Origin of the sequence: Bacillus sp. SN1 (assembly GCF_002796895.1) — a bacterium.
In the GTDB taxonomy this organism is placed as follows: domain Bacteria; phylum Bacillota; class Bacilli; order Bacillales; family Bacillaceae; genus Bacillus; species Bacillus inaquosorum.
Map to the genome: position 1 here is coordinate 337,321 of NZ_PHIE01000002.1, position 12,192 is coordinate 349,512.

The 12,192-nt window shown below is 45.7% G+C and carries 11 protein-coding genes; all 11 read left to right on the forward strand.

Annotated features, from left to right (window positions below; all coding sequences use genetic code 11):
- The 11 genes from rfbD to bacC all read left to right on the forward strand — a co-directional run bounded on the left by rfbD (position 1) and on the right by bacC (position 12,187).
- Positions 1-852 carry a dTDP-4-dehydrorhamnose reductase gene (gene rfbD, locus CVV77_RS10445; RefSeq protein ID WP_100275347.1) on the forward strand — a complete coding sequence of 284 codons (852 nt, stop codon included), beginning with the start codon at positions 1-3 and terminating at the stop codon, positions 850-852.
- On the forward strand, positions 845-1,300 hold the full coding sequence (locus CVV77_RS10450; protein ID WP_003235966.1) for a dTDP-4-dehydrorhamnose 3,5-epimerase family protein: 456 nt from the start codon (positions 845-847) through the stop codon (positions 1,298-1,300). The genes rfbD and CVV77_RS10450 overlap by 8 nt, the downstream gene beginning before the upstream one ends.
- A 323-nt stretch (positions 1,301-1,623) precedes the next feature.
- Positions 1,624-2,088, forward strand: a complete 465-nt coding sequence (gene bslB, locus CVV77_RS10455; RefSeq protein WP_060399757.1) for a biofilm surface layer hydrophobin BslB — start codon at positions 1,624-1,626, stop codon at positions 2,086-2,088.
- Positions 2,089-2,264: 176 nt separating this feature from the next.
- Positions 2,265-3,539, forward strand: coding sequence for a glutamate dehydrogenase (rocG, locus tag CVV77_RS10460; RefSeq protein ID WP_084993949.1), 1,275 nt, complete (start codon positions 2,265-2,267; stop codon positions 3,537-3,539).
- Between the two features lie 240 nt (positions 3,540-3,779).
- Entirely contained in the window at positions 3,780-5,327 is a 1,548-nt protein-coding gene (gene pruA, locus CVV77_RS10465; RefSeq protein ID WP_100275348.1) for an L-glutamate gamma-semialdehyde dehydrogenase, read from the forward strand.
- A gap of 73 nt (positions 5,328-5,400) precedes the next feature.
- Complete coding sequence (locus tag CVV77_RS10470) at positions 5,401-7,101, forward strand: M20 family metallopeptidase (protein WP_100275349.1); 1,701 nt, start codon at positions 5,401-5,403, stop codon at positions 7,099-7,101.
- Complete coding sequence (locus CVV77_RS10475) at positions 7,101-8,513, forward strand: amino acid permease (RefSeq protein ID WP_100275350.1); 1,413 nt, start codon at positions 7,101-7,103, stop codon at positions 8,511-8,513. The genes CVV77_RS10470 and CVV77_RS10475 overlap by 1 nt, the downstream gene beginning before the upstream one ends.
- A gap of 208 nt (positions 8,514-8,721) precedes the next feature.
- A complete protein-coding gene (locus tag CVV77_RS10480) occupies positions 8,722-9,960 on the forward strand; it encodes an MFS transporter (protein ID WP_100275351.1) in 1,239 nt (412 codons plus the stop codon).
- Positions 9,961-10,111: 151 nt separating this feature from the next.
- Positions 10,112-10,726 carry a prephenate decarboxylase gene (bacA, locus tag CVV77_RS10485; RefSeq protein ID WP_019259794.1) on the forward strand — a complete coding sequence of 205 codons (615 nt, stop codon included), beginning with the start codon at positions 10,112-10,114 and terminating at the stop codon, positions 10,724-10,726.
- A complete protein-coding gene (bacB, locus tag CVV77_RS10490) occupies positions 10,716-11,423 on the forward strand; it encodes a 3-((4R)-4-hydroxycyclohexa-1,5-dien-1-yl)-2-oxopropanoate isomerase (RefSeq protein ID WP_060399751.1) in 708 nt (235 codons plus the stop codon). The genes bacA and bacB overlap by 11 nt, the downstream gene beginning before the upstream one ends.
- 2 nt (positions 11,424-11,425) lie before the next feature.
- The gene (bacC, locus tag CVV77_RS10495) at positions 11,426-12,187 is read left to right on the forward strand and encodes a dihydroanticapsin 7-dehydrogenase (protein WP_003235947.1); all 762 of its coding nucleotides are present in this window, start codon (positions 11,426-11,428) and stop codon (positions 12,185-12,187) included.
- Positions 12,188-12,192: the final 5 nt, after the last annotated feature.

Below are 12,192 nucleotides of genomic sequence, written 5' to 3' on the forward strand. Positions count from 1 at the left end.
TTGACAAAGGTATTGGTGACTGGCGCGGGAGGACAGCTTGGCCTGGAACTGTGCCGCCAGCTGAAGCAAGCGGGATATGAGGTCATTGCGTTAACAAAGAAGATGATGAACATTGCCGACCAGCGCTCAGTACGGCATTCGTTTGGCCATTATCAGCCGGATATCGTAGTCAATACAGCCGCGTTTACGTCGGTTGATAAATGCGAGACAGAACTTGATAAAGCGTATTTAATTAACGGAATCGGCGCTTATTATACAGCGCTTGAGGCAACCCGCATCGGTGCTCAATATGTTCATATCAGCACGGACTATGTTTTTGACGGGAAAGGAACCCAGCCTTATAGGGAAGACGATCCCCTCGATCCGAACACCATCTACGGCAAAAGCAAAAAGCTCGGAGAAGAACTGATTCGATTAGCGACAAAAGACAGCACGATCATCAGAACGTCGTGGGTGTACGGACATGGCGGCAGCAATTTCGTTCATACCATGCTGAAGCTTGCTGAAACGAAACAAGAGCTGCAGGTTGTAAGCGATCAAATTGGTTCGCCGACCTATACGAAGGATTTAGCAGAAGCGGTCATCAAGCTGTTCAGCCATCCGCCGGGCATCTATCATGTCAGCAATTCAGGAATATGCAGCTGGTATGAATTCGCGAAGGCCATTATGGAAGAAAGCGGACTGGCCACAGTCATTTTGCCTGTCACGACAGAAGAATACGGGAACAAAACGCCCCGTCCGGCTTACTCTGTGCTGAGCCATCAGGCCATTGAAGAAGCCGGCATTCGCCCTCGCCATTGGCGGGAAGCGTTACGGGAATATTTACAGGAAAGGAGCAGTGCGCGTGATTGATGGAGTCAAGGTGAAAAAATTGACGAAGCATAGTGATGACAGAGGCTTTTTTGCCGAGCTGGTTCGGGATGATGAGAACCTTCTTGAGCATTTTGGGCAGGCCTCTTGGTCGAAAAGCTATCCGGGTGTGATTAAAGCATTTCATTATCACGAGAAGCAGGATGATCTCTGGTTCTTCCCAACCGGCCACGCTCAGGTTGTCCTTTACGATCTTCGAGAGGATTCAAAGACAAAAGGAGAAACTGACGTCTATTATATGGGTGAAGACAACCCGATGCTGTTATTGATCCCAAAAGGGGTGGCCCACGGGTACAGAGTGCTGGGAGAGACGCCGCTGACGATTATCTACTTCACCACCATGTCGTATAACCCGGATCAGCCTGATGAAAAAAGAATTCCATGGAATGATGAAACGATCGGTTTTAACTGGAATACCGAAAATAGATAAAAATAGGAACGTGATCAATCGGAGAGCGGAGGCATCTTCGACTTTTTTTGTCCTTTTTTCAAAATGGGCTAAAAGATAGAAAACAACAGGATGATGTTACTAGAAAAAGAGAGAAAATCATCCATTTGAACCTTGTGTAAACAGGATGATATTCTCAAATGATTCCAAGTGTTAATATTCCTAAAAAAGCATTTACTTCCATGGAAAATGATGATAGATTAATTTTTAAGAAAAAGAATTGGTAATTCGCGAATTACGAAAAAACGCTTTTTCTGCAGAGGACGCTCTGGCCAATCCCAACAGTGATTTGAGGAGGAAATGTCATGTTAAAAAGAACTTCATTCGTATCTTCATTATTGATCAGTTCAGCTGTCTTACTATCAATCTTGCTTCCTTCAGGCCAAGCTCATGCGCAGTCCGCAACAATTGAGGCAAAAACGATCAACAGCACAAAAGAGTGGACCACTTCTGATATTGAAGTGACATATAAACCAAATGCGGTGCTTTCTCTTGGTGCGGTAGAATTTCGGTTTCCCGACGGGTTTCATGCTACAACAAGAGATTCAGTGAATGGAAGAACGCTGAAAGAAACACAGATCTTAAACGATGGAAAAACTGTCAGACTCCCGCTTACGCTTGATTTGTTAGGGGCATCCGAATTTGACCTTGTCATGGTGCGCAAAACCCTTCCGCGCGCAGGCACTTACACGATTAAAGGTGATGTTGTAAACGGTTTGGGAATCGGCAGTTTTTATGCTGAAACGCAGCTGGTGATTGACCCTCGTTAATGAATAGATTTAATCAGAGACTGAGATGTTTTCAGTCTCTTTTTTTGTTGATTAAAAAAACTGGTACGGATCTTGCATGATCATAAGGGTGAATCCACTGAAGAAAGGAATTGGCCGGCTGATTTTTTAAAGCGCTTACATTTTCAAGTGGCCAAAAAAACAATGAGGTGAAAAAGATGTCAGCAAAGCAAGTCGCGAAAGATGAGGAAAAAGAAGCTCTAAATTTATTTTTGTCTACCCAAACGATCATTAAGGAAGCCCTTCGAAAGCTGGGCTATCCGGGCGATATGTATGAACTCATGAAAGAGCCGCAGAGAATGCTCACCGTCCGCATTCCGGTCAAAATGGATAACGGCAGCGTCAAGGTGTTCACAGGGTACCGGTCGCAGCACAATGATGCGGTTGGTCCGACAAAGGGAGGCGTGCGCTTCCATCCTGAAGTCAATGAAGAGGAAGTAAAGGCATTATCCATTTGGATGACGCTCAAGTGCGGGATTGCCAATCTTCCTTACGGCGGCGGAAAGGGCGGTATTATTTGTGATCCGCGGACCATGTCATTTGGAGAACTGGAAAGGCTGAGCAGGGGGTATGTCCGTGCCATCAGCCAGATCGTCGGTCCGACAAAGGATATTCCGGCTCCCGATGTGTACACCAACTCGCAAATTATGGCATGGATGATGGATGAGTACAGCCGGCTGCGGGAATTTGATTCTCCGGGCTTTATCACAGGGAAACCGCTCGTTTTAGGCGGATCGCAAGGCCGGGAAACGGCAACGGCACAGGGCGTCACGATTTGTATTGAAGAGGCGGTTAAGAAAAAAGGGATCAAGCTGCAAAACGCGCGCATCATCATACAGGGCTTTGGAAACGCTGGCAGCTTTCTGGCCAAATTCATGCATGATGCCGGCGCGAAGGTGATCGGGATCTCGGATGCCCATGGCGGGCTCTACAACCCGGACGGCCTTGATATCCCTTATTTGCTCGATAAGCGGGACAGCTTCGGCATGGTCACCAATTTATTTACAGACGTCATCACAAATGAGGAGCTGCTTGAAAAGGATTGCGATATTTTAGTGCCAGCGGCGATCGCCAATCAAATCACAGCCAAAAACGCACATAACATTCAGGCGTCAATCGTCGTCGAAGCGGCGAATGGCCCGACAACCATTGATGCCACTAAGATCCTGAATGAAAGAGGCGTGCTCCTCGTGCCTGATATTCTGGCGAGTGCCGGCGGCGTCACGGTTTCTTATTTTGAATGGGTGCAAAACAACCAAGGATATTATTGGTCAGAAGAAGAGGTTGCAGAAAAACTGAGAAACGTCATGGTCAATTCGTTCGAAACGATTTATCAGACAGCGGCAACACATAAAGTGGATATGCGCTTGGCGGCTTACATGACGGGCATCAGAAAATCGGCAGAAGCATCGCGATTCCGCGGGTGGGTATAAATTCGGAAGGGGAGATATCCCCTTCTGGCGCAAAATAATTTTGCATTTATTCTTTGCGGTCAGAGCGAAAATCGCAAAAAAAATTTGCGTTTCATGATTGGAAATAGAGAATGGTGTTCTCCTGTTAGACAAATTTCTGTACAATTCAACAAGTTTTTTCAGGAAGAGACAAAATATTGGCATGATTCTTGCATTTTTATTCATGCGAAGACATATTTCATGACATGAGGGGGACTACATATGACAGTATCATACGCGCACGAACCATTTACTGATTTTACAGAAGCAAAGAATAAAACAGCATTTCAAGAGTCATTGGCATTTGTAAACACTCAGCTCGGCAACCATTATCCGCTTGTGATAAATGGAGAAAAAATTGAAACGGACCGCAAAATTGTTTCCATTAACCCGGCAAATAAACAAGAGGTGATTGGGTACGCATCAACAGCGGATCAAGAGCTTGCTGAAAAAGCGATGCAAGCCGCACTGCAGGCATTTGAATCATGGAAAAAACAAAGACCGGAGCACCGCGCGAATATCCTCTTTAAAGCAGCGGCTATCTTGCGCAGAAGAAAGCATGAATTTTCAAGCTATCTTGTGAAGGAAGCGGGAAAACCGTGGAAGGAAGCCGATGCGGACACGGCCGAAGCGATAGACTTTTTGGAGTTCTATGCGCGCCAAATGTTAAACCTCAAGGAAGGGGCTCCGGTGAAGAGCCGGGCAGGCGAGTTCAATCAATACCATTACGAAGCGCTTGGCGTCGGCATTGTCATTTCTCCATTTAATTTCCCGCTTGCGATTATGGCAGGAACAGCGGCGGCAGCAATTGTGACAGGAAATACGATTCTCTTAAAACCGGCTGACGCAGCGCCCGTAGTAGCTGCAAAATTTGTCGAGGTCATGGAGGAAGCGGGCTTGCCAAACGGCGTTCTGAACTACATTCCGGGAGATGGAGCGGAAATTGGTGATTTCTTAGTGGAGCATCCGAAAACACGGTTTGTCTCATTTACAGGTTCCCGTGCAGTCGGCTGCCGGATTTATGAGCGTGCTGCCAAAGTGCAGCCGGGCCAAAAATGGCTGAAACGGGTCATTGCTGAAATGGGCGGAAAAGACACAGTGCTTGTCGACAAAGACGCTGATCTTGACCTTGCTGCATCCTCTATCGTGTATTCAGCGTTTGGATATTCAGGACAGAAGTGTTCAGCAGGCTCCCGCGCGGTCATCCATCAGGATGTCTATGATGAAGTGGTGGAAAAAGCTGTGGCGCTGACCAAAACGCTGGCTTTCGGCAATCCGGAAGATCCTGATACGTATATGGGACCCGTGATCCATGAAGCGTCCTACAACAAAGTCATGAAATACATTGAAATCGGCAAATCTGAAGGCAAGCTGTTGGCCGGCGGCGAAGGCGATGATTCAAAAGGCTACTTTATTCAGCCGACGATCTTTGCAGATGTTGATGAAAACGCGCGCCTGATGCAGGAAGAAATTTTCGGCCCGGTTGTTGCGATCTGCAAAGCGCGTGATTTCGATCATATGCTGGAGATTGCAAATAACACGGAATACGGATTAACAGGCGCTCTGCTGACGAAAAATCGTGCGCACATTGAACGGGCGCGTGAGGATTTCCATGTCGGAAACCTATACTTCAACAGAGGCTGTACCGGAGCGATTGTCGGCTATCAGCCGTTCGGCGGTTTTAATATGTCCGGAACAGACTCAAAAGCAGGCGGCCCGGATTATTTAATTCTTCATATGCAAGCCAAAACAACGTCCGAAGCTTTTTGATTTGAGAGAAATAAAATCGTGCGATTCTTTAGCGGATCGCACGATTTCAACTTTTTGATCAGGAGGATAATTTATGCTGTATACAAAAATCAGTCACATGAAGCCGGCTGAAAGAGTGGAGGCACTGACAACATCTCTGGTCAGTCTCAGCAGTGTGAACGGCACTGTCGGAGAAGGGACAAAAGCAGATTTTATCAAAGAAGTGATCATGAGCTACCCTTATTTTCAGGAAAATCCTAGTCATGTATGGGAACAGGCCATTCCGAACGACCCATACAATCGCAAAAATATTTTTGCGTTTATTGAAGGACATGGAGAAAGCCGAAATACTGTCATTTACCATGCCCATCTGGATACAGTCGGAATTGAAGATTTCGGCCCTTTAAAGGATATCGCTTTTGATTGTGAAAAATTGGCCGCGTACTTCAGCCGTTATGAGTTCGACCAAGACGTTCAGCGGGATGCCAAATCGGGCGAGTGGATGTTCGGAAGAGGATCTGTCGATATGCAAAGCGGCATCGCCGTTCATTTAGCCAATCTCCTGCATTTTTTAGAGAACCTCGATACATTGCCGGGAAATCTATTGTTTATGGCAAATCCGGATGAGGAAAGTCAGCATTCCGGCGTTCTTGCCAGCATTTCAGAGCTGAACCGGCTCAAAAAAGAAAAACAGCTTCACTATCTGGCTGCTATTAATACAGATTTTATTACGCCGCTTTACGATGGAGATGAGACAAGATATATCTACACCGGAGCCGCTGGAAAACTGCTGCCTTGCTTTTACATCTACGGGCGGGAAGTCCATGTTGGCGATACGCTGGCAGGGATTGATCCAAATGTGATTTCATCTGAAATCACAAGCCGTCTTCACAATAACATTCATCTGGCAGAAAAGATCGAAGGGGAGTTGGTTCTGCCCCCATCCTGTTTGTATCAGCGTGATAACAAAGAAGCCTATAATGTGCAAACGGCTGTCAGCAGCTGCTTGTATTTCAATTATTTTATTTATGAAAGAACAGCAAAGGAAATTATGGACCTGCTTATTGAAGTCGCTGAGGAAGCGTGCCGGGACACAGAGCAAAAATTATCAGATTATTACGAAGAATATGTAAAAAGAACCAATCTTCCGAAGAAACATTTATCATGGGACATTCAAGTGTACAGTCTGGAGCAATACTTAGAAAAGCTGAGAAGCCGCGGCGTAGATCCTGAGCAGTGTATCGAGCAGACATTCAAAGCCAATGAGCACCTTGAACTTCGTATAAGATGCTTTAAGGCAATCGAAGAGCTTCAAAAGCTTGACCCCGATCAAGGCGCAAAAGTCATTCTATTTTACGCACCTCCCTACCTGCCGCATAACTATTTAAAAGAAGATAGCGCAAGAGATCAGCTTTTGCAGCATGTAATTAAAGAAGCGGCAGACAAAGCCGCTGAATCGACAGGCGAAACATTTGTCTTCAAAAAGTTTTTCCCCTACTTGGCAGACGGCAGTTTCTTATCGCTGCACGAAACCGATAGAGAAATTGATTCCTTTATCAGAAACTTCCCTGGATGGAATATGATTGGAACCATTCCGTTCAAGGATATACGCAAGCTGAATATTCCATCCATCAACATGGGCGTGTACGGGAAAGATGGCCATAAATGGACAGAACGAGTCTATAAACCGTACACATTTCACGTATTGCCCCACCTCATTCAGCAGACCACTGTTCACCTTTTGCAAAGCTACCGGATGACCATCGCGACACAAGAAACGAAGGGAGAAGGATGATGCAGAATCATAAAAACGAATTGCAGCGCAGCATGAAAAGCAGGCATTTGTTTATGATTGCCTTGGGAGGGGTGATTGGAACCGGGCTATTTTTAGGCTCCGGTTTTACCATCAGCCAGGCGGGACCGCTCGGCGCCATTGCCGCGTATATCATCGGCGGATTTTTAATGTATCTTGTCATGCTTTGTTTAGGAGAACTGGCTGTTGCCATGCCGGTGGCTGGATCGTTTCAGGCCTACGCCACTAAATTTCTGGGACCGTCGACAGGCTTTATGATCGGCTGGCTGTATTGGTTCAGCTGGGCGAATACAGTAGGCTTGGAGCTCACGTCAGCGGGCATTTTGATGCAAAGGTGGCTGCCCTCCGTTCCGATCTGGATATGGTGTCTCGTGTTTGGCATCGTCATCTTTTTGATTAATGCGCTGTCTGTCAGAAGCTTTGCCGAAATGGAATTTTGGTTTTCAAGCATCAAAGTGGCAGCGATCGTATTATTTATCGTGATCGGGGGCGCTGCTGTGTTTGGTTTGATTGACTTTAAAGGCGGACAGGAAACGCCATTTTTGTCTAACTTTATGACTGATAGGGGCCTTTTCCCTAATGGGGTGCTGGCCGTTATGTTTACGCTGGTTATGGTGAATTTCTCCTTTCAGGGGACGGAGCTTGTCGGCATTGCAGCAGGGGAAAGTGAAAGCCCGGAAAAAACACTGCCAAAGTCCATTCGAAATGTCATTTGGCGCACGCTGTTTTTCTTTGTGCTTGCTATGTTCGTCTTGGTTGCCATTCTTCCGTATAAAACAGCGGGGGTCATTGAAAGCCCGTTTGTAGCGGTGCTCGATCAAATCGGCATCCCATTTGCGGCTGATATCATGAATTTTGTCATCTTAACGGCGATTTTATCTGTTGCCAATTCGGGTTTGTATGCGGCGTCGCGCATGATGTGGTCACTTTCATCAAATCAAATGGGCCCGTCCTTCCTCACCAGACTGACAAAAAAAGGCGTGCCGATGAATGCCTTGCTGATTACACTCGGCATTTCCGGCTGTTCGCTGCTGACAAGTGTCATGGCTGCAGAAACGGTGTATTTATGGTGTATCTCAATCTCGGGCATGGTGACAGTTGTCGCGTGGATGTCCATTTGTGCGTCGCAATTTTTCTTTCGCAGACGTTTCCTCGCTGAAGGCGGAAACGTGAATGACCTGGAGTTCAGAACGCCTTTATATCCGCTAGTCCCGATTCTCGGATTTGGTTTATACGCATGCGTATTGATCAGCCTTATTTTCATTCCGGATCAAAGAATCGGCTTGTACTGCGGCGTGCCGATCATTATTTTCTGCTATGCGTACTATCATCTAAGCCTCAAAAAACGTATAAATCATGAAACGACAGAAAAAGAGCAGGCAGAGGCGCAATAGAAAAAGCTCTCTTGGAAACCGGAGAGCTTTTTCTACGCGTTAAAATCCTCTTTATTTTAAAATGAAATATAGAAATCTATATTGAGATTTAAATGAAAATAATAAAAATTGTAAAGGTTTCATTCGAATTGTAAATTGCGAAAAAACAATGCTAAACTATAATTCAACTTTATAATAAGAAGATGATGGAAGAGGTGTTTGAGGGAGAATGAACAGCAAACAAAACAATGGCATCGAAACAAAACATCATTTTCCGCTATTTTTAGCACTGGCTTTAACGATGGGGGTATTTGCGGCCGGGTCTGAAGAGCTTGTGATCTCACCGCTGCTGCCGGATTTAGCAAAAGCTTTCAACTCAGATGTCAGTGTCCTTGCGTTATCTATCAGTATTTACGGTGTAATGATATTTATCGGTGCGCCGCTCCTGGTTCCTTTAGGCGATAAATATTCCAGAGAACTTAGTTTACTGGCCGGACTTATGATCTTTATCATAGGAACAGTGATATGCGCTTTAGCTCAAAATATCTTTTTCTTCTTTTTAGGCCGGGCACTTTCGGGATTAGCTGCGGGAGCGTTTGTGCCGACCGCTTACGCAGTTGTCGGGGATCGTGTTCCTTATACATACAGGGGCAAGGTGATGGGACTGATCGTTTCAAGCTGGTCGCTGGCATTGATTTTCGGTGTGCCGCTCGGATCATTTATCGGCGGCGTCCTGCATTGGAGATGGACATTTTGGATTTTCGCCTTGATGGGCATTTTAGTTGTTTTGCTGATCTTGCTTGAAATGCGCCGCCACGCCGAACATAAAAACAATGGCAAGGAAGAAAAAGAAGAACCGGCTGGAACATTCCGGGATGCGCTGAAAGTCCCGCGTGTACCCGTTTATATCACGATAACCTTCTGTAATATGATTGGTTTTTACGGTATGTATTCATTTTTAGGCTCCTATCTTCAGGACGTTTTTACCGGAGGAAACACAGCAGCGGGCTTATTTATCATGATTTACGGCATCGGGTTTTCCATGAGTGTCATTACAGGCAAGGTGGCCGACCGCATCGGAAAAATGCGCTCCCTTTTGATTGCACTGGGGGTCATCAGCGTGCTGCTGGCATGTTTAGCATATGCGCCGGCTTCAATGATTCTGTTAATCGTCAGCCTATTTATTTGGGGATTAATGCAAAGCTTGACGGTGACGCTGCTCAGCACCATTTTGAGTGACTGCTCAGAGCGTCATCGCGGGAAAATTATGGCGTTTTACAGCCTCGCCTCGAATCTGGCTGTGACGTTAGGCTCGGCTTTGATGGGACCTGTATATGTGGGATACGGGTATGCAGCTGTCGGATTGATTTGCGCCGCCATCACAGTGCTTGGATTTGTGCTCAGTGTATTCGCATATAAAAAGTACGGCAAGGATGAGCAGAAAGCCGATCATTCTTTATCCCAATAAACAAAGTTTCTAAATTCCTATAATAAAAAACCCTTTCTTAAGGGTTTTTTTGTTTGTATGGGGATAATTATCAATATTTTCAAAAAATGTTGACAGTTCATTTGTCGCTGGATAAAATTTACTTAAAATTTTAAAAGATTGGTTGGTGCTCATGATTATATTGGATAATAGCATTCAGACAAAAAACAGAACTGATTCAATATCCAAACTGATTACAGTCAACACGCTCGGCCCTGAGGGGACAAGCAGTGAGTACGCAGCAAAGCATTTTATCTCCAATTTTACTCTTCAACAGGGGCTGAACAGTAAATTGTCCTTGCATGATACATTTGAATCATGCATCGAAAGGACCCTTCAAAGCCCGCTGGAATATACCATCGTCCCACACGCTTACGACGGCATTAAGCATTTCTACATGAGGCCGGATTTGCAGCTTTTGCAGATCTTCAGGTGTGATACACCAATGTACGGCCTGGCAGTTCGTCCTGATTTTGAATTCAGCGACGATATGCTTGATACATCTGTTATTGTTTCACATCCATCACCTATAAATTTAATAAAATATTTTACCCGCAAAGAAGTACGTTTCAAACTGGTCAATTCGACCAGTCAAGCTGCAAGAAAAGTAAAAGAAGGCCTGTATGACATTGCCTTAACCAATGAGCTTGCACGGCAAAAGTACGGGCTTACATTTGTGAAAACATTTAAAAGCATTCCTATGAGCTGGTCATTATTCGGAAAAGGAGACGTTAATGATGAAAACTAAAGAAGATATGCAGGAGCTTTATTTCCCGACACCGAAATTAATAGAATGGGAAAACGGAGTGAGACAATATTCAACCGTGCGCGGCGACACCGAGGTGTTAATGTCTTACGTTCCGCCGCATACCAACGTTGAACCCCATCAGCATAAGGAAGTCCAGATCGGCATGGTTGTTTCTGGTGAGCTGATGATGACTGTCGGAGATGTAACGAGAAAAATGACGGCCTTGGAATCTGCCTACATTGCGCCGCCGCATGTGCCTCATGGGGCAAGAAACGACACAGACCAAGAAGTCATTGCCATTGATATCAAACGGCTGAAAGCTGATGAAACATATACAAGTCCTGAAGACTATTTTTTGAATATTTTCAAAACGAGAGACCTATTGCCTGGCATGGAAGTCACGTTCTTTGTTGAGGATTGGGTGGAAATCATGCTGGCCAAAATCCCTGGAAATGGCGGAGAAATGCCTTTCCATAAACATCGAAATGAACAAATCGGCATCTGCATCGGCGGCGGTTACGACATGACGGTCGAAGGCTGCACAGTCGAGATGGAATTCGGCACAGCCTATTTCTGTGAGCCTCGGGAAGATCACGGCGCCATCAACCGTTCTGAAAAAGAATCAAAATCGATTAATATCTTCTTTCCGCCGCGCTACAACAGAGCAAAAGCAAAAAAAATAAAGGCGGATGAGTAATCATGAACCTCACTGATAAAACCGTCCTCATAACAGGAGGCGCATCAGGAATTGGTTATGCGGCGGTTCGGGCTTTTTTGAGCCAGCAGGCAAATGTGGTTGTGGCGGATATTGACGAGGCTCAGGGAGAAGCAATGGTCCGGAAAGAAAATAGTGACAGGCTGCACTTTGTGCAAACAGATATCACAGACGAAGCTGCCTGTCAGCACGCTGTTCAATCGGCGGTCGATACATTTGGAAGGCTGGATGTATTGATTAATAATGCGGGCATCGAAATCGTGGCTCCCATTCACGAGATGGAGCTCAGTGATTGGAACAAGGTGCTCCAAGTCAATTTGACCGGCATGTTTTTAATGAGCAAGCACGCACTCAAGCATATGCTCGCTGCCGGCAAGGGCAACATCATTAATACGTGCTCAGTCGGCGGGCTCGTGGCATGGCCTGATATTCCTGCCTATAACGCCAGCAAAGGAGGCGTTTTGCAGCTGACGAGGTCGATGGCCGTTGATTATGCGAAACATCAAATTCGCGTCAACTGCGTATGCCCGGGGATTATCGACACACCGCTAAATGAAAAATCATTCCTTGAAAATAATGAAGGCACACTTGAAGAGATCAAAAAAGAAAAGGCAAAGGTAAATCCGCTGCTGAGGCTTGGGAAACCCGAAGAAATCGCAAACGTGATGCTGTTTTTAGCCTCGGATTTATCAAGCTATATGACCGGAAGCGCCATCACCGCAGACGGAGGATACACCGCACAATAGAGAAG

Coding starts and splice junctions, on each gene's coding strand:
- CVV77_RS10480 (WP_100275351.1), top strand. CDS start 8,722: ATGAACAGCAAACAAAACAATGGCATCGAAACAAAACATCATTTTCCG.
- pruA (WP_100275348.1), top strand. CDS start 3,780: ATGACAGTATCATACGCGCACGAACCATTTACTGATTTTACAGAAGCA.
- rocG (WP_084993949.1), top strand. CDS start 2,265: ATGTCAGCAAAGCAAGTCGCGAAAGATGAGGAAAAAGAAGCTCTAAAT.
- bacA (WP_019259794.1), top strand. CDS start 10,112: ATGATTATATTGGATAATAGCATTCAGACAAAAAACAGAACTGATTCA.
- CVV77_RS10470 (WP_100275349.1), top strand. CDS start 5,401: ATGCTGTATACAAAAATCAGTCACATGAAGCCGGCTGAAAGAGTGGAG.
- bslB (WP_060399757.1), top strand. CDS start 1,624: ATGTTAAAAAGAACTTCATTCGTATCTTCATTATTGATCAGTTCAGCT.
- bacB (WP_060399751.1), top strand. CDS start 10,716: ATGAAAACTAAAGAAGATATGCAGGAGCTTTATTTCCCGACACCGAAA.
- CVV77_RS10475 (WP_100275350.1), top strand. CDS start 7,101: ATGCAGAATCATAAAAACGAATTGCAGCGCAGCATGAAAAGCAGGCAT.
- bacC (WP_003235947.1), top strand. CDS start 11,426: ATGAACCTCACTGATAAAACCGTCCTCATAACAGGAGGCGCATCAGGA.